General features: G+C 57.4%; 19 protein-coding genes, 1 tRNA gene, 2 rRNA genes and 1 pseudogene (1 of these 23 only partly in view). 12 read left to right on the forward strand and 11 right to left on the reverse strand.

What is annotated here, in order from left to right:
* Positions 1 to 75: 75 nt before the first annotated feature.
* Positions 76 to 1,182 (reverse strand): nucleotidyltransferase family protein, encoded by a 1,107-nt coding sequence (locus tag ACIGJE_RS33750; protein WP_483681677.1) that lies wholly within the window; start codon positions 1,180 to 1,182, stop codon positions 76 to 78.
* Between the two features lie 427 nt (positions 1,183 to 1,609).
* Between ACIGJE_RS33750 and ACIGJE_RS33755 the strand changes: the two genes are divergently transcribed.
* The gene (locus ACIGJE_RS33755; protein ID WP_483681679.1) at positions 1,610 to 2,959 is read left to right on the forward strand and encodes a caspase family protein; all 1,350 of its coding nucleotides are present in this window, start codon (positions 1,610 to 1,612) and stop codon (positions 2,957 to 2,959) included.
* A 263-nt stretch (positions 2,960 to 3,222) separates the two neighbouring features.
* Here ACIGJE_RS33755 and ACIGJE_RS33760 read toward each other — a convergent pair.
* Positions 3,223 to 4,073 (reverse strand): annotated as a pseudogene (locus ACIGJE_RS33760) (SOS response-associated peptidase).
* 29 nt (positions 4,074 to 4,102) lie between these two features.
* On the opposite strand from ACIGJE_RS33760, the gene ACIGJE_RS33765 reads away from it, so the two are divergent.
* Genes ACIGJE_RS33765 through ACIGJE_RS33775 form a run of 3 tightly spaced genes read left to right on the forward strand, consistent with a single transcriptional unit; the run spans position 4,103 to position 5,147 of the window.
* Positions 4,103 to 4,324 carry a hypothetical protein gene (locus tag ACIGJE_RS33765; RefSeq protein ID WP_483681681.1) on the forward strand — a complete coding sequence of 74 codons (222 nt, stop codon included), beginning with the start codon at positions 4,103 to 4,105 and terminating at the stop codon, positions 4,322 to 4,324.
* Between the two features lie 26 nt (positions 4,325 to 4,350).
* A complete protein-coding gene (locus tag ACIGJE_RS33770) occupies positions 4,351 to 4,692 on the forward strand; it encodes a hypothetical protein (protein WP_483681683.1) in 342 nt (113 codons plus the stop codon).
* The gene (locus tag ACIGJE_RS33775; protein ID WP_483681685.1) at positions 4,689 to 5,147 is read left to right on the forward strand and encodes a thermonuclease family protein; all 459 of its coding nucleotides are present in this window, start codon (positions 4,689 to 4,691) and stop codon (positions 5,145 to 5,147) included. The genes ACIGJE_RS33770 and ACIGJE_RS33775 overlap by 4 nt, the downstream gene beginning before the upstream one ends.
* Before the next feature lie 3 nt (positions 5,148 to 5,150).
* Here the strand turns inward: ACIGJE_RS33775 and ACIGJE_RS33780 are convergent, their stop codons facing one another.
* Both ACIGJE_RS33780 and ACIGJE_RS33785 read right to left on the reverse strand, forming a co-directional pair.
* The gene (locus ACIGJE_RS33780; protein ID WP_483681687.1) at positions 5,151 to 5,405 is read right to left on the reverse strand and encodes a DUF6719 family protein; all 255 of its coding nucleotides are present in this window, start codon (positions 5,403 to 5,405) and stop codon (positions 5,151 to 5,153) included.
* A gap of 569 nt (positions 5,406 to 5,974) precedes the next feature.
* Positions 5,975 to 6,184 carry a cold-shock protein gene (locus tag ACIGJE_RS33785; RefSeq protein WP_068284988.1) on the reverse strand — a complete coding sequence of 70 codons (210 nt, stop codon included), beginning with the start codon at positions 6,182 to 6,184 and terminating at the stop codon, positions 5,975 to 5,977.
* A gap of 595 nt (positions 6,185 to 6,779) precedes the next feature.
* Between ACIGJE_RS33785 and ACIGJE_RS33790 the strand changes: the two genes are divergently transcribed.
* From ACIGJE_RS33790 to ACIGJE_RS33820, 7 genes are all read left to right on the forward strand, one after another.
* A complete protein-coding gene (locus ACIGJE_RS33790) occupies positions 6,780 to 7,763 on the forward strand; it encodes a S1/P1 nuclease (protein WP_483681689.1) in 984 nt (327 codons plus the stop codon).
* Positions 7,764 to 7,970: 207 nt separating this feature from the next.
* Complete coding sequence (locus ACIGJE_RS33795) at positions 7,971 to 8,462, forward strand: hypothetical protein (RefSeq protein WP_483681691.1); 492 nt, start codon at positions 7,971 to 7,973, stop codon at positions 8,460 to 8,462.
* Between the two features lie 929 nt (positions 8,463 to 9,391).
* A complete protein-coding gene (hxsD, locus tag ACIGJE_RS33800; RefSeq protein ID WP_483681693.1) occupies positions 9,392 to 9,712 on the forward strand; it encodes a His-Xaa-Ser system protein HxsD in 321 nt (106 codons plus the stop codon).
* Between the two features lie 10 nt (positions 9,713 to 9,722).
* Complete coding sequence (hxsB, locus tag ACIGJE_RS33805) at positions 9,723 to 11,159, forward strand: His-Xaa-Ser system radical SAM maturase HxsB (RefSeq protein WP_483681796.1); 1,437 nt, start codon at positions 9,723 to 9,725, stop codon at positions 11,157 to 11,159.
* A complete protein-coding gene (gene hxsC / locus ACIGJE_RS33810; protein ID WP_483681695.1) occupies positions 11,159 to 12,316 on the forward strand; it encodes a His-Xaa-Ser system radical SAM maturase HxsC in 1,158 nt (385 codons plus the stop codon). Before hxsB ends, hxsC begins: the two co-directional genes overlap by 1 nt.
* A 188-nt stretch (positions 12,317 to 12,504) precedes the next feature.
* Entirely contained in the window at positions 12,505 to 14,280 is a 1,776-nt protein-coding gene (locus ACIGJE_RS33815) for an SH3 domain-containing protein (RefSeq protein ID WP_483681697.1), read from the forward strand.
* 104 nt (positions 14,281 to 14,384) lie between these two features.
* Positions 14,385 to 15,518 (forward strand): DUF2235 domain-containing protein, encoded by a 1,134-nt coding sequence (locus tag ACIGJE_RS33820; RefSeq protein ID WP_483681699.1) that lies wholly within the window; start codon positions 14,385 to 14,387, stop codon positions 15,516 to 15,518.
* A 555-nt stretch (positions 15,519 to 16,073) separates the two neighbouring features.
* Here ACIGJE_RS33820 and ACIGJE_RS33825 read toward each other — a convergent pair.
* The 4 genes from ACIGJE_RS33825 to ACIGJE_RS33840 form a co-directional block, all read right to left on the reverse strand.
* Complete coding sequence (locus ACIGJE_RS33825) at positions 16,074 to 16,937, reverse strand: hypothetical protein (protein WP_483681701.1); 864 nt, start codon at positions 16,935 to 16,937, stop codon at positions 16,074 to 16,076.
* 412 nt (positions 16,938 to 17,349) lie between these two features.
* The gene (locus ACIGJE_RS33830) at positions 17,350 to 19,311 is read right to left on the reverse strand and encodes a DUF3732 domain-containing protein (RefSeq protein ID WP_483681703.1); all 1,962 of its coding nucleotides are present in this window, start codon (positions 19,309 to 19,311) and stop codon (positions 17,350 to 17,352) included.
* Complete coding sequence (locus ACIGJE_RS33835; RefSeq protein WP_483681705.1) at positions 19,308 to 19,793, reverse strand: three component ABC system middle component; 486 nt, start codon at positions 19,791 to 19,793, stop codon at positions 19,308 to 19,310. The genes ACIGJE_RS33830 and ACIGJE_RS33835 overlap by 4 nt, the downstream gene beginning before the upstream one ends.
* Positions 19,790 to 21,016, reverse strand: a complete 1,227-nt coding sequence (locus ACIGJE_RS33840; RefSeq protein WP_483681707.1) for an ABC-three component system protein — start codon at positions 21,014 to 21,016, stop codon at positions 19,790 to 19,792. The genes ACIGJE_RS33835 and ACIGJE_RS33840 overlap by 4 nt, the downstream gene beginning before the upstream one ends.
* 709 nt (positions 21,017 to 21,725) lie before the next feature.
* Here ACIGJE_RS33840 and ACIGJE_RS33845 point away from each other — a divergent pair.
* Positions 21,726 to 23,381, forward strand: coding sequence for a recombinase family protein (locus ACIGJE_RS33845; protein WP_483681798.1), 1,656 nt, complete (start codon positions 21,726 to 21,728; stop codon positions 23,379 to 23,381).
* Here the strand turns inward: ACIGJE_RS33845 and ACIGJE_RS33850 are convergent.
* The 3 genes from ACIGJE_RS33850 to ACIGJE_RS33860 all read right to left on the reverse strand — a co-directional run.
* Positions 23,338 to 23,414: transfer RNA gene (locus ACIGJE_RS33850), tRNA-Met, on the reverse strand. The two genes, ACIGJE_RS33845 and ACIGJE_RS33850, sit on opposite strands and share 44 nt — an antisense overlap.
* Before the next feature lie 49 nt (positions 23,415 to 23,463).
* A 5S ribosomal RNA gene (rrf, locus tag ACIGJE_RS33855) occupies positions 23,464 to 23,578 on the reverse strand.
* Between the two features lie 163 nt (positions 23,579 to 23,741).
* A 23S ribosomal RNA gene (locus ACIGJE_RS33860) occupies positions 23,742 to 26,041 on the reverse strand; it runs 511 nt beyond the window's last position.

The raw sequence follows: 26,041 nt of genomic DNA on the forward strand, positions 1-26,041 counted from the left end.
AAGGACGGACGAGTGCTTTCCGATCGATAGTTAAATCGTCAGCTTCCCTCGCACGCCCGACTATCGAAGGCATTGTCATGTCTTTGCGGTCGATCCCGTCCCGTTGAAGCCATCCGGTTTTGCGCCGATCGAAGCCAGGCCGACCTGGATCGTCGACAAGGCTGACGTTCTTTGCCTTTCTGGCAGCGCGTTCAAGCCTTGCTGGATGGCTGCGCGCCAATTCGGGCCCCGATTCCAAGCCTCGGTGAAGGCTTCGGCAAGATCGTCCCCGCGGCGGGTTTCGCCGAGGGCCTCGATCAGCAGGCTCGCCTGCTGGATGTCTTTTTCACGCTTTGCAGCACTGCCGGCATCCGATTGCCGCCGTGAGGCGACAATCAATTTATGCACCGCATATCGCTGCGGCGACGGCACGACGACCGGGACGCCGGATCGGTGGAGCATGACGGTCCGCACCGGCTCCTGGATCAGGAAGTCGAGAAAGCGCAAGGGTTGGGCTGACGCACCTCCCAAAGCCGGCATCGGGCTGGCGTGATCGACGTAGTCATCAGATCCGCGGTTCGGTGTCAGGAATTCCACCTTGTAACGAGCGGCATTCTCGAATTGCGTCACACGCGCCGGATCCAGCCGGTGGGGAATCGCCCGAAAGCTGGGATCGATCGCCTTCAGAATATCGAGAACAGGGGGAAGAGTATCCTCGAGCGACGACGACACCGAATAGTGCTGGGCGAAGTCGGCATCACCTGTCTGCAACGACGCACCAGGCAATCGGACGCCAAGCAGGCCGGCATAGGTTTGAAAAGCAACCGTGCCGACAAGCAGTCCTCGCAGACGAAATATGCCGGCATTGCCCATTGCTTCCACGATGTCACCGGTGAAGCGATCGGGTGCCGCAAGGCCAGCGTCCCGGGTCAAGGAGGAAACAAGCCTGCGGCGGGCGCGCAGATCACCTTTGATTTCCTGGAAGGCCTCGACCCTTTTGGCGATATCAGGATCATCCGCGGGGCCCACATATTTGCGGGTCTTCTTTGGCTGCGTCTGTTCGAAATACCAATAATTCCTGCCCTTGACGGGTACGCGCACGAAGTTGCCGGCTATCGAGAAATCGGTTTCAAACGATGCATCAAGGCTGCGCTGCACCAATTCGGCGAACATGGTGCGGTAGGCAAGGTCAATGGTCTTCATATGACCTCAAACTATAAGAATTTTTATAAAACCTTATAACTTCCACTCAGCTGTGAAGCAAGGCTAGTTATAAGATATTTGCAAAATCATATAATCGCCCCTCATGTTCTCTTCGTCGACAGCCGCCAGCGCAGTTGCGCTACCGCCTCGCGATAGTGTTGAGTCGACCTTTGTTTCAACTCGTGCACAGTGCGCCAGATCGTGCCGCGAATTTGGAGATTGTCCCCAAGAGCCTGCAAAACGATTGTGGGCGCCAAGCCGGTTCGACTGGGGATCTCTGCAATCGTACAAAGCCGCATTTGGGCAATTCCAACCCTCACCTGGGAGTCCCTTCCGACCCCAAAAACATGGCGCGTTTTCGCTTGGGTCACTTGCATTTCCTCAACGCAATGGCTCAATCGGAAAATGGTATTTTGGGCGGGCTCAAATGATGCGCAGTACATGGTTCCTTGCAGCATGCCTCCTGTTGGCAACCGCCCCAAATACGCTGGCAGAAACATCGGCTGAATATGAAGCCGCCAAACAATGCCTTAGCTATGATACGTCGGTGGAGACAAGAATATCGTCTTGCAGTGTGATTATCGCAAGCAAGTCTTACGACAAGACGACAATGTCGGCTGCCTACTATTCCCGCGGCCTGGCGTATTTGACGGCAAAAAACACGCGAAAATCCAAAGCAGACATTGATAAATCCCTCCAGCTCAATCCAAAATTCACAAGCGCCATACTTCTCCGAGGCGCAATTCATTATAACAGTGAAGAATTTGGTGCCGCGCTTCGCGATTATAACACGGTCATTCGACTGGAGCCGAAGAGAGCGGCAACATACGTTAGCCGGGCTTACGTCTATGACAGCATGGGAGAGACCGACAAGGCGATTGCAGATTACGATACCGCCTTGCGTTTGCAGCCCGATCTGGAGAAGGCCCGCCAGGGGAAAGAATTTGCGCTAGGTATCAAGAAGTCCAAGGAACTTCGGCAAAAACTCCAGACGGCATCTCAAGAACCGCCTGCCGTGGATAGCACCGCGCCGTCCACGCCCAAGGTCGATACATCGCCCACTGTCCTACCGACGACGGGTCGCCGCGTCGCCCTGGTGATCGGCAACTCCGCCTATCGGGCGGTGTCGACCTTGCCCAACCCGGCCAAAGATATCGATCTCGTCGGCGACGCCATGCGGCGTGCGGGCATAGACGTTACCACGGCCTATGACCTTGACCGGACCGGCATGGTGCAGGCGTTGAAGGCCTTCGCCGAAAAGGCGGACGCTGCCGATTGGGCGATAATCTATTATGCCGGCCATGGCATCGAGGTCGCCGGCATCAACTATCTCATTCCGGTCGACGCGCAGCTGCGCAATGATCGCGATGTCCCAGACGAGGCCATTACGCTGCAGCGCTTGTTGAGCGCCACGGAGGGCGCACGCAAGCTGCGCCTAGTGGTATTGGACGCTTGCCGGAACAATCCTTTCGCCTCCCAAATGAAAATGGCGTCGAACAGCCGCGCAGTGTCGCGCGGGCTGGCGCGTATCGAGCCTGAGAACGGCACTCTCGTCGTCTATGCTGCCAAGGAGGGCACAACAGCCGACGACGGGGACGGCACGAACAGTCCCTTTGCGGCCTCGTTTGCCAAGCGCATCACTGAGCCGGGGGTTGAGATCAACATGACCTTCCGCCTGGTGCGGCAGGACGTCATGAAGGCGACCGGCAACAAGCAAGAGCCGTTCACCTATGGTGCATTGCCACCGGAGGGGCTCTATTTCGCTGGCAGCCATTGAGCAGCCTAGTTTAGGAAATATCCCAGAACACGAGCCCGCTATCGTCTGATGGTCGCAGCGTGAAAGTCTTATCGTCGACCCGCATGCTGATCGACGTGAAGGTGGCCGTGACAATGAAAGCGCCAAGACCGGGCCGCTGGCCTGGAACAAGCTCAGGCGGATCGCCCGGCATGATCGTAGCAGGGTGACCGGGCCATGGCATTTGCATCAGCTTGAGGCGCCCGCCGCGCCGGATGAGAGGCCAGTTCGTCACGCTCGCCCCATCAGAATAGATCCGATTGGCTCGGCGCCGGGCCAGCCGGTGCAGCCGGCACATCGACTGGTTCGGCGACGTCTGCCGCCTTGTAGGACGGACTGTTGACCTTCGAGGAGATGGGCCAGATTTCCATGAACTCCGACGGGTAAGGCACCATCAGGTCATCGGGATCCGGCTCAATGCAGGCAATCCAGCGCTCGTAATTCTCTGCCGCCAGGATCACCGGCATGCGGTCGTGGGTGGTCGCCATGAGGCTGTTCGCCTCGCAGGTAACCACGGTGAAGGTGTTGGTCTGCTGCCCGGTCGCAGGGTCTGTCCAGGTGTCGTAGAGACCGGCGACGCCGAAGGGCTGACGATCCTTCATGGCGATCGCGTAGGGCTGCTTCCTCTGGCCCTTTTTGAGCGGCATGCCTTCCTCGAGGATTTTCTGCCACTCATAGAAGAGCTGGATGGGCAAGAGGCAGCGCTTGCGCCGATAGGCAGCTTGAAAGCGCCGTTGGTCTTGACGGTCTCCTTCCTGGCGTTCGAGGGGTATTTCCAGCCGGAGGGATCTTTCAGCCAGGCCGGCAGCAGCCCCCATTTCATAGGGGTATGCACCGTACGACCGTGGCCCGGGTGTCGACGGATGATCCAGAACCATTCGCCTGGAGCGCCGTTCCGGTTTTCCTTATAGGCCCGGGCGAGCTCTTCCTCGGAGGCGTCCATTTCCGAGCTGATGCCGGGCAAATCCGGGCCGTTCTGATGCACTCTGCCGCACATATTGCCCTCCGTCTCAATCGCTGGCGCGGCGCCGCCGACAATCCATACAATCAGAACAAAGAAAGAACAAACCGCTGGACACGACCAGATCGCGGGCATAGCCTTCCGCCGCCCTTGGAGGGGATAGAATGATAGCTCGATCAGTCGACAACAAGGCGGCAGGGCCGCCGCTGGACCTGGACGCCCGGGTCAACAAGGCGATTGCAACCTGTGACGGCGACGCCAGGGCGGCCGTGCGGGCCCTGATCATTCTGACCGATCACCTGCAGGCTGAACTGGAAACTCAGACTGAGGCCGTGGGCCGGCTGGCGGAGGGCATTTCCCGGGGCTTCATGCGGGGCCGCTGGTGATGCGCCGAAACGAGCTCTACCCGCCGATGATCGACAGGGGTTGGCCCCATCAGATCCGGTTGCCTGAGGAGGCCTATGCAGGCAAGGCTTACAACGTCGTGCACGGTTTTTGCCGGGATGAGCGGCTGAGCCTTTGCCCCCGCGGGCATTCGGTCAGCCGTGACGCTCAATGGTTTTACGTTTTCTGTTTCACAGAGCGGGCGCACGCCGAAGGCTTCAAGGAACGCTTTGGTGGGGAATGGTTCAATCGCAAGGCCTGGAACGACGAGGAAGGGGCCGGCTGCATGGCACGCAGAGGCCTGCACAAGGTGCGCGGCCGCTGGGTAGCGATATCGAAATCGACCAATGATGGTATGAGGGACGAATGAAACCGGTTCTGCGTATCGCCCTACCAATCCTCCTCTTCGCCTCCCCCGCACTGGCAGCCACCTATGAGCCGCTCGACGGCAATCGTATTATTGTTCTCGATGGCGACACGGTTGCCCTGCCCTGCAAGAATCCTGGCCGTGGTTGCGCAGAGAAGGTCAGGCTGCGTGACATCGATGCGCCCGAGGTCTTTCATCCCGATTGCAATGAGGGATTGCAGCAAGGCCTCAAGGCCAAGGCAAGGCTGGCGCAACTGATCAGGGACAAGGTGGTCTATGTGGAGCGTGACGGGCATAAGGACCTATACGGCCGCACGCTAGGCGCTCTGCGGATCGGTAGTCCGTCAGGCGTCAATGCCGGTATGCAGTTGGTTCGCGAGGACCTGGCCCGGCCGTGGAAGGCCGGAGCAGTTGCGCGAGAGGAACGACGGCTATGGTGGTGCGGGCCGGCGCGATAGCCTCTATTTCGGTCTGCTGACACACTCTCGCTTGCGGGGAATGTCCGACCCGTTGCCACCCGTGATCCTTTTGATTTTGCCTGCACCACAGGTGCCGTCATCGACAAGCACCTTCATGCCTGACCTGAGGGTTCCCTTGGGAGGCTCTTCTGTCAGGATTTGAGACTGAACCAGTTTGCTTCTCGCCCATGCCAGATCGGCAGTCCCCATGCCAGCCACCATGATCAACGTCACTGTTATGAATTCTCGTGTTTTCATTTGTGAGCCCCTCCGTGGCGTCCGGAGAAGACCATGTATTGCGTGATATCTTCGTGAGCAGTTCTGCTGAATGGCCCTGAAGTGAGCGCTGCCGGCAAAGCGTCTGCATCGGGTTTGGAAGAAGGACGAAGAGGGATAAGGCGCCCGTCCCCAAAAAGCCCGGCCGTGTTGGGCAGGCCGGGCTAAGTTGGGGTCCACCAGCGGCACCCGCGACGGATGCGCTGCACGGAAAATCTACGAGAGCTGCCCAGCCCCGCTTTGACATGGGTCAAGGGAATTTGGCCCAAGTAGCGTCACTGTTGCTTTGCTAAATGCGCCTGTCGGCGCGGTGCTTCACCATGGCGCGCTGGCAGGCCCGACCCGGCGCCATTCATTTCCCGACCGAGCCGCCAAAACAAAACCCGGCGTTGTCGGACGCCGGGCCAAGATGATTGCCTGCGACGCTTCATTGCGCCGCGAGGTGAACTCTGTGCGTTCGGCGTAATTCGAACGTGATATTGGCCGCCTAACAGCCCTTTACCCGCTATTGACCGCTCGTGATCAGGAGCGCTTTTTGCGTTTACGGGCGCTTATTCGGCCCGCAGGTTGCCCGCCGACATCTTGCCGGAACGACGATCCTGGACAATTTCGTAACTGACCTTCTGGCCTTCCTGCAGGGAACGGAAACCAGCTTGTTCGACGGCACTGATGTGAACGAACACATCCTTGGAACCGTCATCAGGCTGAATGAAGCCGTAACCCTTTTGCTCGTTGAACCATTTAACCGTTCCAGTGCTCATGTCGACCTTTTCCGAGTAAGAAGCCTTTCGGCGAGCGGGTCTTATACCCTTGGTTGCGCTTTCCAAACAACCGCCCCTAGGCTTTCATCTGAAGGGCGTTTCGTGCTCGCCAACCTCCGCGGTCGGCAATCGAGCTCGCTGGACTCGGGCCCTAAAGGCGAAGCGTCTTCGGATGCACGAAGGAGGGCAGTATTGAACGATTCAGGCCCTCGCGAGCATCGATGCCATCAGCCTCTCAATCCTTCCTCAACCCTTCCGCTCTATCCATTGCTCAGCCCCGTGTTGCGTATCAGGGGTAGAAGGCCCGGCAAATGTGGAACTGCCGGGCCTTCGCCTATAACGGCACTAGTACCAAATCGGCGATTGCCCTTGGACGGTACGGCGACCTAGCCTGTGCAGGCTTCCCGCCTGACGAGGACGGAGGCCGGAGGCCCGGATGACAGCCTCAGCAACCGTCCGCCCGGGCCTCCCTCTCCTCATCAGAAGCCTCCGCCACTTGGAGATATTTTGTTTGAATCTGTCAGGCTAGTTGGATCGAGCCTGACAGTCCCCTATCCGTGCCCCGTCACAACCGCTTCACATCGAAGCTGCCACAATGGCGACAACCATTCATCCAGGTGGGAGCGATGCGATGCCTAGGCCGGCCATTGTCGCACTCTTAGCGTTTTTACTCGCCACGCCGATCTCGGCAGCTCATGCCTGGTGGGATGAAGGCCATATGCAGGTGGCCTATGTTGCCTATCAGCGACTGAAAGACGGCCCGAAGGACAAGGCCGATCAACTTCTGCGCCTCAATCCCAGCTATCAGAAATGGACCGCCGGCGCGACGGACGAGGCGACCGCCAAACTGTATGCCTTCGTTCATGCCGCGACCTGGGCAGATGATATCAAACTGAAGGGATCGGGCTATACCCGCGATGATCCAAATACTCCTATAGCTGGCCAGAACATCGGCTATGCCGACCACAGCCAGCACGACTACTGGCACTACAAGGACATCGCATTTTCGCCCAACGGCAGCGCCTTGGGCGAGCAGAACAAGGTCGACGCGGTCACCCAGCTCAAAAAGATGATCGCTGCTCTTCCCGCTTCTGCCGGTGCGACCGACGACGTCAGGTCCTATGATCTTGTCTGGATGCTTCACCTCGTCGGCGATCTCCATCAACCATTGCATGCCACAGCCCGGTATACGCGCGAGCTTCCGGCCGGCGATCGCGGTGGCAACGAGGAAAGCGTGATCCCCGCCACGGGCGAGGTCATCTCGCTGCACGCCTATTGGGATCGGATGTTCGGCGGATATTCGTCCGCCTTTGGTGCGGTGTTCGATGCGGGCGGCAAGGAGGGGATTGCTTCGCTCGATGTGAGCGGTGAGGACGTCAAAATTCTTGATCCCGAGGCGTGGGCCGCGGAGAGCAAGGCGATTGCGGAGAAATACGCCTACGCAGCGCCGGTTTCGGCTGGGCCCAATCCGGTCATGCTGACGCGCGATTACGAGACCAGTGCCCGAAATATTGCCCGCGCCCGTGCTGTCCTTGCTGGTGCTAGACTGGCTGAAATCCTCAATGAGGCGCTGAAATAAGACAACGACCATCATCGCGCGGTTGCGTACTAAGGGCGCTCTCATAAGGGCCCGCCACGTTCCTATGCCACGCCAAGCGTTCCAGGTCGCATCAAACACCCTGAGAACGGCGGCAGCGCAATCGGCATCGAGGTCGTTCGACGCTCCTGTTTTTGACAGTATCGTGTACGCCTATATCAGACAGACGAAACAGCTGAGGGGAGACGAATGATTCAAGTAGCGTTAGTAGCGGCAACCTCTGCACTGTCCCTCGTGCAAGCAACGGAGCGGCACGGTGCTCTCAAGGGCTTTCAAAAGTTCGAATTTGGCATGAGCATAGAGCGGGTCAGCTCGCTGGCTGGCGTTGCTCCAAAACAATATCCGATTAGCGGCGGCTTCGTCGTCGTCCATGGTCGTTCCGCTCAACTGTCGGGCAACTCTTTTAATATAAATTTCACATTCAAAAATAATAGATTAGTCCAAATTGGATTGATACGACAGTTTAAGCCGGCATGGGATTGCAGCGGAGAGTTCGTGAAAGAAAATAATGGACTTGTTCGGCTCTATGGCCCTTCGGATAAACCCTACACTGTTTCGGATTCTCCAGTTACCTACAAGGCAGACTTCAATTTCTGGGCTGGCGGCAACATCGAACTGAAAAACCTGTCGTTAGCGCCGGAGAAGAAATGCCTCGAAACGATCATTTTTAGCGGGAGCTGAGCATACACATATTAACTACAGAGCTCGCCCGAGCAACGTTTATGCCCAAGAGCCTGCGATGGGATTGCACCCATTTTGGCTAGGCGCTGGTCGATCAGACCATGGACATAGCTGACTCATGGCACCTTGAGCTCGACCTTCAGCGTAGCCGCTGCGGATTAGAGCCGGGCCCGGATCGATATCGTCGTTCACCCGGCTCCGGCAGTTTGGCAATGAGTACTCGCTCTCTATTTCATAGCCGCGCTGTAGAGCTCGCGCAGATAGTATCTCGCATTTCCGCTTTCACCGACGGAGCTTTGCTCTTGGCTGTGGGAGAGCGCTCGTTGCCCGTCGCCACAGCGGCTTGGTCCTTTAACGGCCGTGTCACGCCGGGCATGGGAAACACACAAGTCACACCTTGCAGTGGTCACAGGACGCTAGAGCAAGCTTGATCGAGCCCCCTCAGCGCCACGACCCAAGTCAATATTTATTATCCTGGTAATATACGATGTATTACCCTGGTAATATAACGACGCCCCTCCGGCCGAGTATCGAATCGGACCAAGTTCATCTCCCACGGACGTCAAAATGTTGCATAAATTTTTGTATTGAAATCACAATTTACCGCAATCATATCTTGCGCTTCCTAGGTTTCGCTTGTAAATGGGTAATGTGCAAGGGGGCGCTAATGTCTAAGAGAGCATTTCTATCACCGCTGGCTCTGTCTGCCACTGCCTTGATGACCCATACATCAGCAGATGCTGCTGTTTCTAACAGCACTCAGACAATGGATTCGAGTATCGAAATTGCCAACATCAAGTCTACCATTCCGACTGGCGTGGTACTTCGTCGCTCAGATGACGGAGAGACTCTGATCGCGACGCATTATAGCCACAACTCGCACTCAAGCCACGGCTCTCATTGTTCTGGTCACTCTTATTGCTGAGCTAATGTCTGAACAAAATCTGGTAGAATTGGTTCACGTTATATTCGATGCAAACGTGTTTACGCTAGATTGCGTCAAGCGGGCAGCCTATCGCATGACGGACGTGGGTTCGGTTGAGATAAGCGTCTCGGCGCAGGAGATATCGTGCACCCTTCGGTTCCGGAAGGTGGTTTCTTCGTCTCTTGCAAAAGAGATGGTCGAGCGTTTCCGTACCGAGGTGCTGGATCAAGACCTGCGAGCGACGATCGCACAAGAGACGGCTTCGGTTCGGAACGCGGTGCTCGCCCTTGCTTTTTCCAAAACTAGCATAGTGTCCAGTGGTTAGATTTCTTCCTCTGAGCAAATATCAAGCTGACGCGCAAGGTTACGAACTTGGTTTCTTCCGGTTCGCGCCTCTTGATAAAGACAAATATGTTGCCACCAATCAGGTCGGCGAATACGTGGTCCTATCAAGGGCCGTAATATCTGACCTGATTAGGCATCGACTAACGATCGAAAGCCCGAACTATTCGGAGCTTCGTCGTAAGCATTTTCTCTTCGACGGCTCATCATCCCTTGGGAAGAGTCTGCTCGCAACAAAGCTTCGGACGAAGACTGAGCGGTTATCCAATTTCACCGCATTGCACATTTTTGTCGCGTCCTTACGGTGCGAGCATTCATGTCCCTATTGTCAGGTGTCTCGCCAGAGCGATGACCGAGTGGCATTCGATATGAATGAGGAGACGGCAAACCGAGCCTTAGAACTTGTGTTTCGATCCCCTAGCCCAGCCATAAAGATTGAATTTCAGGGCGGAGAGCCCCTATTAAATTTCCCAATTATCAAGCATGTGGTCGAGCGGGCGCTTGAGATCAACAAATCAGCCGATCGTCGCCTCGGATTTGTGATCACCACCAACTTAGCCGTGATCACCGATGAAATTCTCGACTACTGCCGTCGACATAAAATCCAGATATCGACCTCGCTGGATGGGCCTGCTGATCTTCACAATGCCAACCGACCTCGGCCAGGACGAAATAGCTATGAATTAGCCATCTCCGGTATTGAACGCGCAAGGCAAGCGTTAGGCAAAGAACAAGTTAGCGCCCTTATGACAACCACGAAGGCCAGCCTAGGGCGTGTTGAAGAAATCATTGATGAATACGTCCGATTGGGGTTTCCGGGTATATTTCTTCGTCCCTTATCCCCTTACGGCTTTGCGGTGAAGACTAAGTGGTACAAATCTTATGACTACAGCGACTGGCTCAATTTTTACCACCGGGGTCTAGACTACATTCTAGAGCTTAATCGTCGAGGAATTCCGTTTAAGGAGTTCTACGCCTCGACGATCTTGACAAAAATGCTGACACCATTTGAGCCGGGATACGTAGATCTGATGTCGCCGGCGGGCACTGGCATAGCGGCGATCGTCTACAACTATGACGGTGATGTATACGCTTCGGATGAAGCTCGCATGCTGGCAGAGATGGGCGATCGTTCATTCCGGCTCGGCAATGTCTACACGTCGAGCTATGAGGACATTTTAGCTTCCGACACGTTGCTCGACACCCTTGAGCAATCATTCGCAGGGTCCGTACCCATGTGCTCGGAATGTGCCTTCGAACCATTCTGTGGCTCTGACCCCGTGTTCCATAAAGCCACGCAGGCAGATGTCGTGGGGCTAAAGACTCATTCCTCGTTTTGCGGTCGCAATATGAGCGTCTTCAAGCGCCTCATTGGCCTGATGGAAGATAGCCCGGACTATCGCAATCTATTCCTGAGTTGGACCTACTGATGCTGACGCTCTCGGGTCACGTGGCAGAGGAGTTTGGGCCGATTCCCCCGGCGCAACGGGTGCTGCTTCGCTTGGCTTCTCCTGGAAGCTCTTTGCTCGCTGGAACCGACGCTGTCCTTTACGACGGTGGAGCGGAATTGGGTGATGCTTCCGCTTGGATCGTCGGCTTTCCCTCACATGCTGATGTCTTGCGACAAAATCCTGATCGTCCAAGCATCATTCTTCCAGAGACCTTTACCTATCTTCAGCCTGGTGATGTGCTGCGTTACGACACAGGTCGCGGAACAGTGCGCGTCCTATTTCGAACTAACGCCAGCGCTAATTTTTTCCTTTCAACGGAACGCTGCAATCACCTCTGCCTTATGTGTTCTCAGCCCCCTCGTAATGTCGATGACGGGTGGCTAGGTGATGAAATAATCGACGTAATGAAGCTCGTCCCCACGGACACGCCGATGCTGGGCATCAGCGGGGGGGAACCGACCCTTCTGGGTCAGAAGTTCCTCGATGTCGTGCAGACAGCTACGCAGATCCTACCGTCTACCTCCATTCACATCCTGTCAAACGGCCGAGCTTTCGCTGACCCTGAGTTCAGCCGCAAATACGTAGCAATGGCCAATAGGCGCATCTCTGTGGGTATTCCGCTTTATTCCTCGGATCCTGAGAGACATGACTATGTTGTCCAGTCGCATGGAGCTTTCGACGAGACCGTTGTTGGCATCATGCAATTGAAGGCACTGGGAGCGCACGTTGAAATCCGCGTTGTAGTGCATCAGCAGACCTATGAGGGCCTGCCGGCCTTAGCTGACTTCATCTTCCGCAATCTGACGTTTGTTGACCACGTGACTTTCATGGGCCTGGAAATCACGGGTTTCACAAGGGCCAACCTCGACAAGCTATGGATCGACCCCTATGACTACAGGCAAGAACTGAAAGATGCCGTTCTGTATCTAGCCTCGGCTGGCATGAATGTGTCCGTTTACAACTTACCATTTTGCCTCATTGACGATTCGATCCATCCATACGCCAAGCAATCCATCAGCGACTGGAAGAATGAATACGAGGATGAATGCGAGAATTGCTCAAAGAAGTCCGTTTGCGCAGGCTTCTTTTCGTCCAAAAGATTTGCGAAGAGCGAGCATGTAAAGGCCTTTGTTTGAGATGGGTAGCATCTAAATTGCCGCCTCCCTTCAAAAGCCATGTGTCCCAAAGCAGATCTTCACAAGGCCCTATCGATGCCGCGATGATGCATGGCGGTGGGCTGCGTCAATTTACCGGCCGCCGGATAATTGTCCGGACGACAGACCTTTCATCGTAACAAAAACATCGTTCCCAACTGAGGCCGATCGTGCCGTTCTATATTCGAAAGTCTGTATCCGCCGGCCCGTTTCGTTTTAACTTCTCAAAGGGTGGCGTCGGCGTCTCGGTCGGCGTGAAGGGTCTGCGGATCGGCACCGGACCGCGTGGGCACTACATTCATGCCGGCCGCGGCGGACTCTACTATCGCGCTTCGCTGGGTAATGCTGGGCGTCGCAGCGCAGCGCCGCAGGTCGCGCAACCCCTTCAACCCGTTATTACAACGAACGACGACGTCGCCATGATCGAGGTTGAGTCCGGCGATGTGATGCAGATGCGTGACGAGTCCTTCGGGGAGATTCTGGACGAAATCAATGCCAAAGTCGCCCAGATTAGGTTGTCGGTTGCTTTGTGTTGGACTACGATCGGAATCGGCTTGCTGGCAGGTTTTGCTTCTGGAGGACCCGGCCTTGTCCTTGCCGCTCTCGCCCTGCCAGCGTGGGCCATTGGGCGATGGTTCGATTCCTATCGTCGCAGCGTCGTTCTTTACTATGACCTGGAAGGTGATGCCGAGGCTGCCTACAACCGGCTTGCCGGAGGTTTCGACGGACTCAGTAGATGCGCTGGCAAGTGGCACATCGAAGCAGGCGGCGCCATCCAAAGCCTCTCTGCGTGGAAGCGGCATGCTGGGGCCTCACATCTGGTTCAAAGGAAGGCGACGACTCTAAGCCATTCGCTTCCATCGGTTATCAAGAGCAACGTTTCTGCACCAGCCATAGGCGTCGGGAAGCAGACCATGTTCTTCATGCCGGACGTCGTCTTTATTCAACACGGCAACAAGGTTGGCGCTGTGAGCTACGCTGACCTTCGTCTCCGATGGCAGAACTCCCGCTTCATTGAAACCGAACGAGTACCGAGCGACGCACAGGTTGTCGACCATACCTGGAAGCATCCGAACAAGAACGGCGGACCGGATCGGCGTTTCAAGGACAATCGTCAGATACCCATCTGCCTCTACGAGACAGTCCACTTCCAAAGCGACAGCGGCGTAAACGAGATCGTTGAGTTCTCGCAGACTGGAAAGGCTGCCGACTTCGCGGACGGGTGCTTGAAACTCGCGCAGATTCCGAGAGAAAGGCATCCATCACTTCCATCCCCTGCTTCTGCGAAGCCGGCGACCCACACCTTGGAGCCGCCAATTGGCCACGAAAAGAAGCGCGCTTGGGGACGTGGCGTGTTTATCGGGATCGCGGCAGCTCTCCTGCTGCCGCTTGCCGCGATCCTCTTCAAAAGCAAGGATGAGGCAGCCACGACACGTCCCGGGAAGGAAGTTGAGCGGAAGGTATCAAATCAGCTCGCGAACGGCCCTTTGATAGATGAGGTCGGAGTGAACGTGGCGTCGCCAACGTCCTCTTTGAACGTCGACAAACCTCCCACCCCACAGCCTCAGCCTTCGTCCATCTCTGACGTGCCGCTGGCTCCTTCGAGTTCGGCACCGCGCGACGCGAAACCGCGCAGCACACTGGGCTCACCATCAAGCGCTTCCGACGTCGCCGCTCCACCACCCGTTGTCCGGTACACAAATACGGCGCTCAATCTTCGGGAAGGCCCCGGATCCAAGTACCTGGTGATCGCAACTCTACAGAAGAATTCTGTGGTCTCGGTGTTGGACGAAGGGCGAGGCTGGAGCCACATTCGACTGGAGAGCGGGACAACAGGCTGGGTTTTCAGCAAGGCTTTGACCAAAAGCAGGCCTGGTGGCGTGAATCCTAATTTTCCTCAGACGGGCCACCTGGATGGCCCTTCTGGGTCAGAAGATCGGCCGTGAGGTCAAGCGCTCGCCCCAGCCCAGTACCAACACCAGCACCAGCAATGAAGCCTGTAGGGGTGAATTTCTCCATCACCCGCGGTTAATCGAAGAAAGTGAGTCTAATGAAACGTCTTGCGATCTTTCTGGATGGCACCTGGAACACGCTGAACAACAATACGAACGTGTGGCGCATGAAGTCGCTGACGGCCGAGACCGCCGATCAACGCGTCTTTTACAGCCAGGGTGTCGGCACGCAGCGCGGAGAATCCGTCCGCGGTGGCGTCATGGGCTATGGCATCGATGCCGAAATAATCGATGCCTACACCTGGCTTATTCAGAATTTCGACGACGGCGATGAAATCTTCATCTTTGGCTTCAGCCGCGGTGCCTACACAGCGCGGAGCTTGTCGGGGTTGATCTGCAAATGCGGCGTCCTCAGGCTGGGCGCACCGCTTTCGATCGAGCAGCTCTATGCACGCTACCGCCTCTACGACTCCACGACAATCAGAACGCTGCTCACGAAAGAGCTGCCCAAGGATGCGTCCATCGAAGAGCAATGGTTGGTGAAATACTCACGCCCGACGAAGATCAAATTCCTCGGCGTTTGGGACACCGTCGGCTCCCTTGGGCTTCCGCTCTGGAGCCTGGCAACCAAGATCCGCAAATATCGTTTCCTCGACACCCATCTGCGCCTCGACAACGAGAACGCCTTTCACGCACTTGCGCTGGACGAACATCGCAAAAGCTTCGAGCCGACGTTCTGGACCAGAACGGTCAGAGCAGGCCAAGCCGGCGCGCCTGAGCGGCCGATCGACAAGGTGGAGCAGCGCTGGTTCGTCGGCGCCCACGCGAATGTTGGCGGGGGATACGCGAGCGACCCGTTGGCGCAGCGTCCGCTGAAATGGCTCTCGGACAAGGCCGCCGCCTTGGGGCTCGTCTTTCGTGACCACGTCGCAATCGACACCTCTCAGATCACGCCACCCATTACCGATTCCTATCGCGACTTCGCGTACGGCCTCTATCGTTTCGTTTCGCGCCCTTATTATCGGCCCGTAGATCTTCCCCCAGACGTTGGAGCGCAGGCCACGACGAGGCGAATTAATGAAACCATTGATGGATCGGTTTTCGATCGGTGGCGAGTTGACGAAGCCTACCGTCCACCTAACCTGGTCGAATGGGCCAAACTGAAATCGCTCGACCCCTCTCGAGTAAGTGGTGCGGCCCTAGCCACCGATCCAAATGTTGGCGTTGCGTAACAGGGGCCGTCCATTGCCGAGTGCGACCGCGGCCCTCTCCTCGACTGTCTTGGTCGGATTTCTTGTCCAACTTGTGGATCGGCATCGCCCAAGGACCCCTACTGATGCATTTGTAATCAGGGAGTTGGAACGCCGATCGGCATGAAATCCGCTTACCGGTTCACACGGACTCCTCGTCCATGCCAGAGACAAGCGCTAAAGTAGCAGAGCCGCGAGTGAATCCAGAGTATTTGCCGCGTAAAGTACCTCCAAACACAAGCTCTTCCGCGAAAAGTAAGCCGAAATCCGTCGATCGGCGTTGGCCTGCCAACTGTCGTCTGTACTAAGGAATCCAGCAAAGGGCATAGGCGATGCAGTCATGCCCGCTCGCTTGAGTTCGGCCGATTTCTCCGCTTTGGGGCCGACTGCCGACGGTCTGGTTTCGCGCCACACTCAGCGGATAGCTGCCGTTTGGCAAGCGACCAATCATTGCCATTTGCAGGGACGCAAAAGGAGTCCGCTCCTAGCAAGAGCCGCCGTTCACCTTCATAATCCCTGCATTCCGTAGTAGCTGGGTTAGCGAAGTGTCAGAATGCCGATGATAACGCCGGCAAGCGTTAGTCCGAAAAGCAGGAGCTTGTTGCCCGATAGCCAGTCGATGGCGGTCCTGACGCGCCCGCCGTGCATCTGCCACCAGCTCGTGTTAGTCAGCAATTGCCGGTTCTGAGCCCGCTCGGCGATGTTGGCGAGCACGTCTACCTTGCGCAAGGTAGACTGGTGAAGTCCGACATAGTTACCGTCAACGAACGCTTGGGCCTCCTCGGCGCCAGTCATCATGTCACGGGGCTGGATCTCGTTCTTCTGGATCAGCTTCTCGAGACGTGAGTGACCGATATAGGCCACGCCATAGATGTCGATGAGGAGGCGGGAGAGATCAAACTTTTTGGCGTCCTCGACCAGAACCGGAGTTCCCCCAAGCACCTGGTAGCGGTGGTCGATCGCGGCGAAGCCGTAGTTGATGTCGCGCATGTTCCAGTGGAGGTATTTCATACCGCGATGGGCACCGATATGTTGGTAGTAGGCGTCCAGCATCTGTCGCTCTAGCTCGTCGTACCGCGCCTCAATCTCGTCGAAGGGCACCTTCAGCCGCTCGGCGACCTGATGGATAGAAAAGGAATGGGTCTGCGCGCTGTCGAGGCTGCGCACGGCAAGCGACGTGATGCGGGGTGAGGCGCCATTCGGGCGATCGTAGAAGCTTTCGCAGGAATAATGTATGACCCATACGTTCGAGCGGTCAGAGAAGAGACTGTCAAGGCGCTCGCGTGCCTTCTTCTGCCGCTTCGGATTGGGCGCCGTCTTCGGCTTCCTATGCACTTTGCCGGGCGGCGGCGCTGCTGCTGCCCCAGCCGGTACCGAATCGTCTGTCGAACCTTCCGTCATGCCCCCCTCAATCCGTCCATTCGGTGCGGCGCGCCGGTAGCCGAGTGTCGGCGGTACGCCATTTCTTCGTGCCACGGTCGCCGCGAACTATTTCTTCACCGGCTTTCGACACGGCGACGACGGTCGTCATATCGACGTTGCGGTACTTCCGCTTTCGTCCCACTCCCAGTCAAAGCTTACGGTCTCGCCCTTGTAGACAAATTTTCCGGACCAGGTCGCAAGGAAGGAGTATCTCTCGCCACTGATCGTGATGATGTGTTGATGCCAAGCGCGAGTGTTGCCGCCACGGCTTGGCGGTCGCGACTTATCCTTCAGATGTACCCCGTAACTTTGGAATTCCGCCCGTTCGACGCGCACGCGCGACTCCCTCTGTTGTCATGATCTACCTTACTGGTCCGCGGCGGCTGGCGGGTCAGTCACCGCGCACCGGCCAGTCGAGCGGAATGAGCGCTTTTTTAGATGCCCTCGTCCACCGTTCGCGGGTCGCTACGACATAGCGTGGATCGTCGGCGAAATAGGCATGCTCGATCAGCAGCACTTGGAGGCCCTTACGTCGCGCGGTCTCGGCGAATAGGAAATCGATATGGCGGCGCATCGCTTGGATATCCTCGTCCTCCTCGCCACCTTCGATCTCCTGCTCGTCGGCGTCCTCGCCGCGGGTCGGGAAATAGGGACGGCTCACTTGGTCGAGCACGAGGAGGCCCGGCACCGGTGCCTCGATCCGTTCAAAATGGCGCTGAAGCGCGAACGACAGGGCAATGTGGATGGCTAAGTAGTTTTGGTCTGACCCCACGTCGGGCATGCGGAGGATGGCTCCGCCATCGGCTTCGATGACGCTGACCTCTGGCTTACGCGACGAAAAGTCGAGCTCCGACCCGACACAGGGGTCGACGGTTGGTAGCACCTTGAACACTTCAGAGGCGAATTCAGAGATTTTGGCTTCGGCGCGGCGCAGCTTGATCTCCTTGGCTTCCCGATCGACCCGGCCCTCAAGTTCGGCAATCTGTGCCCGCAACACTGATAGGTCTCGGATGGATTGACGCGGTTCGTCGCGGCTGGCTTCGAGGAACAGCGATATCCGTCCGATGATATGAGCGCGAAACTGGCCTAGATTCGCGAGGCGGCGCGTTTCTTCGGTCTGGCTGAGCCAACTGTGGATTTGCCCGTCGACTTCGCGGAGATCGCGATTGAGGCGGCCGATCTCCTCGTTGAGCCCGCGATCATATTCGATGAGCTTCGGACGTACCCGATCGACCGCGGCGCTCTCGTCGCGCACCTTCGTCAATGTCGCCTGCAGCGCGCGGGCGGCTTCGCGGCCAGTCTCGGACGGCGCCTCGCACACCGGGCAGACGCCGCCGACGTCCGACAGATGCAAGTGATCGGCCAGCATGAGCTTCTCGCGCTGCCGGGTGACCGCGGTCTGGAAGCCGGCCGCCTCACGGATAGCGCTGCGACTCGTAACCGCGCGACGCCGGGCCACATCGAGCGCATCGAGCAAGCTGCGGCGGCGCAGGTGGAGGGCACCGAGCTCACTCTCATTGGGATAAGGATCGCTACCGAGCTCTGCACCGGCCACGAGTTTCAGTTGGGCGAGGAGGGTGTCCTCCGATGCATCGGGCGCGGGCTCCGCAGCAATCAGGCCGACGCGATGGGCTTCGTTCAATAGCGCGAGCGCACGGGTCTTGAGGACGGTTTCGGCGGCGGCCAGCGACTTCAGCCGGGCCTCTTCGCGATCGAGACCACGCTGCAGCTGACGTAGCTGGCGTTCATCCATTGCGGTCGCTTCGTCGATTGCGCCTAGGAAATAGGGAATGCTCGCGACGATATCGCGGGCCTTGTCAGCAATCTCGAGGCCGTGGAGGAGCACGGTTTCGCTATAGATCACGTCTTTAGTGAGGAAGAGATAGGGCGTGACATGCCGGACGGTGGCTCGCCCGCGTACATTGCCCGACGCGTCGGCTTCGCCGGGCAGGTCACCGATCCCGAACGCACGCTCAATGAAGCTCTTGGCAGCGTCGACTGTGGTCGCCCCGTCGAACTCACCGAGCGTGCTGGGAAGCGCGAGATTGCGCCCCGACGTCGTGAACATTCGGGTGCTTGTGCCTTGGCCAACCGGCGGGATGACGCGCCCTACGATCATCTCATCATCACCGGCGACCCATTTGACGCCAACCGCTATGCTGCGCCGGCGGACATGGGCGGCAAGCTCACAGCGCTTCGAGCCGAGGCAATAGTCGATCGCCTTGATCAGGGTCGACTTGCCGGTGCCCGAGGCGCCGGTGATGATGTTCATCTCGTCGCGCTCGAAGCACACGTCGCGGAGCTGTCCCGACACGCCCAGGAAGAAGATGTTGCTGATGTTCCAACGTTTCACAATGTCAAACCCATCGCGTCGAAGATTGACCGGGTCGAGCCGGCTGTCGCAAACCAATATCCTAGGCGCTCTGCCCGTTTGATCCCGTTAGCCGTATCGTCTGACAAGGTCGCGATCGGACTCTTCTTGAGCTTCTGTGCCCCCGCCCGCAGTCGGGTGCCGTTGACCAGCGCGAGGGTCTGCGTGAAACAGGCCAGGCGGACGGCGGCGGTTACGATCTCCATCGACCGGTTGACCCTATCGGCGAGGCCCAATTGGATCTGCGGACTGCGATCCAGCCATTCAAGCAGACCGGTGTTCCTGTTCGTGCCGTCGAAGCTCGTGGCAAGATCACCCGACATCGCGACCGGCAGCGCGAGATAGGCCGTCGGCAACTCCGGACCCGCACCGTCAGCCGCAATGAAGCCTTGGACGAACATCGTCAAGACATAGGTGCCATAGGCTGGATTGGTCTCGGAATAGATGTCGTGGGCAACGATCATTCTGGATCCTTCAGCAGATCGAGATAATCTGGATGCCAACCAACCGCACGGTTGATAGCGAGGACTTGGTATGTGCCGCGCACATAGTAAGGCGCGGCCCAGCCTACGGCGATGGGCTGTACGCTCTTGTGGGCGTCCTCGTGGCTCCACCTAAGAACCTTCAGTCCCGATGACCGCTTGGCCGCCTCGTCGAGGCCGCAACAGTCCTCGGCCATTTGCCGGTGTTCGTCCGACCAAGCTTCCTTGAGAATGGCGTCATATTCGCCGATACGACTCTTCATCGCTGGGTTGTCGCTGACCCATTTGGCACGCTGCTCGCGGGCGCGCCATTCCTCGCGGATCGCGCGATCGATGTCCGAGAGCTTGCCGTCGACGAGCTCGATCTGGCGCGCAAGCATGCCGTCAGGTTGATATTCACGCGGGTTGGCGACCGTCTCGAAGTCCACTGACAATTTGCCCTGCTCAATGTCGGCGACGATTGTCATGATCTGGTGCTGGAGTTCGAGCCGCGACACCGCGCGGTCGCGCAGCCCGCATAGCGATTGGACGATCTGTCGATCCCACCACTGGACGAGTTGCTCCGCGACCATCGGCCGTTGGCCAGCGGGCAGGAGCCCGAGATGGTCGGCGATCATCGGCTCGATCTTGTCGATCGCCGCACTGCTAGGCACGATCCGGCAGCGACGAATCAGATTGCTCCGATCGATGTCGCTGAGCGCGAGAAAGGCGGCGCAGCCCGGGATACGATCGGCGTGCGGCTGCGTCTTGCCCAGCTTCTTCGCCGCCGCGCGCGCGTCTACGACGCGCTGAGCTTCGGCCACTAGTGCTGCGACAAGCTCAGCGCGATCCTCACCGTCTACCAGTAGCGCGGTCAGCGGGCTGCTGGCAGCGATAGCGCCGACAGCGACGAGGTGGAAGCTCGTATCAGCCAGCGTCACAGCCGGGAGAAGGTCGACCCAGAGTTTCAGTGTCTTCCACAGCGCTTTCGATTTCAGGGTGATGTCGGGAGGCGTGGCACTGATTGAATGCTTAAGCTGGTAGAGAAGCAGATGGCCGTCGGCCTTGATCTCGACATCGTCGAGCCGCTCGACTGCGACCGCTGCGTCGTCGGCGGTCTGGCCAAGCAAGGTCAGCAGCGCGAAAAAGGTTTGGTAATAGAAACCGAGCGCCGAGTCCGCTGCCGAATGCAGTAGTAACGCCGGAGCAGCATCATCCGAACTCATAATGCGCGGCTATCCCCCAAGGCGTCCCCGTAAGATAATGGACGATATTTCATGACCTTACCAGTCCGACTTTCCATGAAAGGTATAAGAAGTCTCAACCGATCGCGGGTGCTAACGCGGTCTACCAACGCCATAGTCAAGCGGCCGACCGAGCGTTGGGTATTGGCCAGTAGGGCGAGTTGAATGTGGTATTTGTCAGAAGCAGACATTTGGCGACCCCGCTAGGAACGACGGCTTCGGGGCGCGAAGCCGAACATCCGCTTTCCGGCCTGCGAGCAATGTCCGCGACTGGGGCAATCGCCACTCTCGGCGGAACGGACTAAGCTATTCTCGCGCGTATTTTCCATTCGCTATGGCACGCGAATGCCTCCTTTTACACTCGGGAGCACTCGAGAAGGCACCAGGCAACACCTTTTTTGTCTTTTGATTTCAGTTGCTTATGCCTTCATCTCCAACGATCTTGCTGCTGTCAGCTTGCAATCGACTTGGAACAGCGCAACCATGGCCTCCGATATCCGCCCGCAGCCTGGCAATGTACTTCGACTCATCAAGTCAGAGTCGAGACGTCGGCATCACGGCGCCGATCCGGACCAACGCCTGGTCGAACTAATCCGCCTGCTCGCTCGTCACGCCGCGCGGCAGGTTTATGAAGCTCAGACGAGAAAGGGGCGATGCAAGACCCGCTCGTGATGCTGAAGGAGATTGATCCTTGAAGGTCGCGATCTACGCCCGCTACTCATCCGACAATCAACGCGACGCTTCCATTGCCGACCAGCTTCGCATCTGTCGCCTCCATGCCGAACGGCAAGGCTGGCAGATCGTGGAGGAATATACCGACCATGCGATGTCCGGCGCCTCCCTTCTTCGTCCTGGCATTCAGGCCCTGATCTCGGACGCAAGCCGCGGTCGCTTCCAACTCGTCCTCTCCGAAGCAATGGATCGCCTCTCCCGCGATCAGGAAGACATCGCCGGCTTCTTCAAGCGCATGGCCTATTCGGAGGTGAAGCTTCATACGCTGTCCGAGGGAGAGGTCTCGCATCTGCATGTCGGGCTCAAGGGCACGATGAATGCGCTGTTCCTGAAGGATCTTGCCGATAAGACCCGACGCGGTCAGCGTGGTCGGATCGAGCAGGGGAAGGTCGGCGGCGGGAACGCCTATGGCTACGATGTGGTCAGGAAGGTCGACGGCGACGGCGAATTGGCCCGCGGCGAACGTACCATCAATGAGCACCAAGCTCGGATTATCCGTCGCATCTTCCGCGACTATGCCGACGGTAAGTCGGCTAAGCGCATTGCTCATGAGCTGAACAGGGACGGCATTGCCGGCCCTGGTGGCGGCGATTGGGGTGCCAGCACCATCAACGGCAATCCCAAGCGCGGCAATGGCATCCTCAACAATGAACTCTATGTCGGCAAGCTCGTCTGGAACCGGCAGCGCTTTATCAAGGATCCCGATACGGGCAAGCGCCAAGCGCGCGCCAATCCCGAATCGGAGTGGGTCACCCAGGACGTGCCGGAACTGCGCATTGTCGACGACGAACTCTGGCAAGCCGTGAAGGCGCGCCAAAGCGGAAACAGAATCGAACGGAGTGACGATGGCTACGCCGACATCGGTTCCATCAACTATCGGCGCCGACCCAGGCATCTGTTTTCAGGCCTGATCAAATGCGGCTGCTGCGGCAGCGGCTATTCGATGATCTCGGCAGATCTGCTCGGCTGTTCAACCGCGCGCAACAAGGGCACATGCGACAACCGCAACAACATTCGCCGGGATCATTTGGAACGGCGCGTCCTCGATGCCCTGCGCTATCACCTGATGGATCCGAGCCTATTCAAGGAGTTCTGCGAGGAATTCACGCGCGAACTGAACCGGCTTCGCATGCAAGGCCGAGCTTCCATTGACGCAGTGGACGCTGAGCTCAAGCGGATCGAGCGCGAGCTCGACAAGATTATGGATCTCTATCTCAAGGACGCGATGTCGATCGAGACGGTCAAGCAGCGCAGCCACAAGCTCGAGGCCCGCAAGACCGAGTTGACGCGGTTCCTAGGCGATGCCGAAGAACCGCCTCCCCTGCTGCACCCCAACATGGCGCAGCACTATCGTGCCCAGATCGAGGATCTACATGCGGCTCTCCAGGACGATTCCCTCGGAGAGCGCATGGCTGCAGCCGAGCGGATCCGTTCATTGATGAACGAGATCGTGCTGACGCCGGAAGGCGGTTCGCTGCAGATCGACGTGCGCGGCGATCTGGCCGGAATCCTTGCGATATCCCTGGAACGCAAAAAGCCCGCCTTGGGGGCGGGCAAATCGCAATTAAAGATGGTTGCGGGGGCAGGATTTGAACCTGCGGCCTTCAGGTTATGAGCCTGACGAGCTACCGGGCTGCTCCACCCCGCGGCAGGAATTTGTTTGATTGTCATGGTTTGTTGAGATTTTTGCTTTGCAGGCCTGGCAACGACCTACTCTCCCAGGTCTTGAGACATAGTACCATCGGCGCTGAGGAGTTTAACGGCCGAGTTCGGGATGGGATCGGGTTGAGGCTCCTCGCTAGTGCCACCAGGCCGGCGAAGCAAAAATGAAGCCCTTGCGATTGCGGAGCAATCGTCAAGAGTATGCGCAGCGACAAATACGAAGTGTTTGTCGCGAGAAGCATACAAGATGGTTGTTTTCTATTTTTCACATTGTGCAGCGTGTTTGCTGCGTTGTGAGTATTGATAAATGAGAGCGATCAAGCCGATCAAGCTATTAGTACCGGTAAGCTGCACGGATCGCTCCGCTTCCACACCCGGCCTATCAACGTGGTGGTCTACCACGGCTTTCGAGGGAGAACTCATCTTGAGGTGGGTTTCCCGCTTAGATGCCTTCAGCGGTTATCCCGACCGTACATAGCTACCCTGCACTGCGGCTGGCGCCACAACAGGTCCACCAGAGGTACGTCCATCCCGGTCCTCTCGTACTAAGGACAGATCCTCTCAATTCTCCTACGCCCACGCCAGATAGGGACCAAACTGTCTCACGACGTTTTGAACCCAACTCACGTACCACTTTAATCGGCGAACAGCCGAACCCTTGGGACCTTCTCCAGCCCCAGGATGTGATGAGTCGACATCGAGGTGCCAAACGATTCCGTCGATATGGACTCTTGGGAATCATCAGCCTGTTATCCCCGGCGTACCTTTTATTCGTTGAGCGATGGCCGTTCCACAACGGACCACCGGATCACTATGGCCGACTTTCGTCTCTGCTCGACTTGTCAGTCTCGCAGTCAGGCGGGCTTATGCCATTGCACTCGACGAGCGATTTCCGACCGCTCTGAGCCCACCGTCGCACGCCTCCGTTACTCTTTGGGAGGCGACCGCCCCAGTCAAACTACCCACCATACACTGTCCCGGGCCCGGATGACGGGTCGCGGTTAGACATCCATGATCGTAAGGGTGGTATTTCAAGGGTGGCTCCACCGGGGCTGGCGCCCTGGCTTCATAGCCTACCACCTATCCTACACATGCAAGCACGAATGCCAGTGTAAAGTTATAGTAAAGGTGCACGGGGTCTTTCCGTCTAAGCGCAGGTACCCCGCATCTTCACGGGGAATTCAATTTCACTGAGTCTATGCTGGAGACAGCGGGGAGATCGTTACGCCATTCGTGCAGGTCGGAACTTACCCGACAAGGAATTTCGCTACCTTAGGACCGTTATAGTTACGGCCGCCGTTTACCGGGGCTTCGATTCAAAGCTTGCACCTCTCCTCTTAACCTTCCGGCACCGGGCAGGCGTCAGACCCTATACGTCGCCTTGCGGCTTAGCAGAGCCCTGTGTTTTTGTTAAACAGTCGCCACCCCCTAGTTTGTGCCCCTCGCCCATGGTTGCCCACGAACGAGGCCTCCTTATCCCGAAGTTACGGAGGCAAATTGCCGAGTTCCTTCAGCATAGTTCTCTCAAGCGCCTTGGTATACTCTACCAGTCCACCTGTGTCGGTTTCGGGTACGGTCTGATGTGGGAGCTATTTCCTGGAACCTCGTGATGGCATGCTCAATCCAATAAGAACACACCACGGAAGAGATCCGTCACTACCCACTGGTTGAGGAATATTCACCTCATTCCCATCGACTACGCTTTTCAGCCTCGCCTTAGGGGCCGACTAACCCTGCGCAGATTAGCTTTACGCAGGAACCCTTGGACTTTCGGCGACAGTGTCTCTCACACTGTTTGTCGTTACTCATGCCAGCATTCGCACTTCCAATACCTCCAGAGCTGCTCACGCATACTCCTTCACAGGCCTATGGAACGCTCCGCTACCGCGTGCTTGCGCACACCCACAGCTTCGGCTCGTGGCTTGAGCCCCGTTACATTTTCGGCGCAAAGACCCTTGTTTAGACCAGTGAGCTGTTACGCTTTCTTTAAAGGATGGCTGCTTCTAAGCCAACCTCCTGGTTGTTATGGGATCCTCACATCCTTTACCACTTAGCCACGAATTAGGGGCCTTAGCTGGTGGTCAGGGTTTTTTCCCTCTCGACGACGGACGTTAGCACCCGCCGTCTGTCTGCCGCATAGTGTTTCCAGGTATTCGGAGTTTGGTTAGGTTTGGTAGATCGGTAAGACCCCCTAGCCCATCCAGTGCTCTACCCCCTGGAACATTCGTGCGACGCACTACCTAAATAGTTTTCGCGGAGAACCAGCTATTTCCGAGTTTGATTGGCCTTTCACCCCTAGCCACAAGTCATCCGAGGCTTTTTCAACAGACACCGGTTCGGTCCTCCAGTGGGTGTTACCCCACCTTCAACCTGCTCATGGCTAGATCACATCGGTTTCGGGTCTAATAAGACGGACTGAACGCCCTGTTCAGACTCGCTTTCGCTACGCCTACACCTACCGGCTTAAGCTTGCCCGTCTCACTAAGTCGCTGGCCCATTATACAAAAGGTACGGTGTCACCATTGCAGGCTCCACCTGTTTGTAGGCATCCGGTTTCAGGATCTGTTTCACTCCCCTCGTCGGGGATCTTTTCACCTTTCCCTCACGGTACTG

The organism is Labrys sp. E2SS-1L, assembly GCF_057073705.1.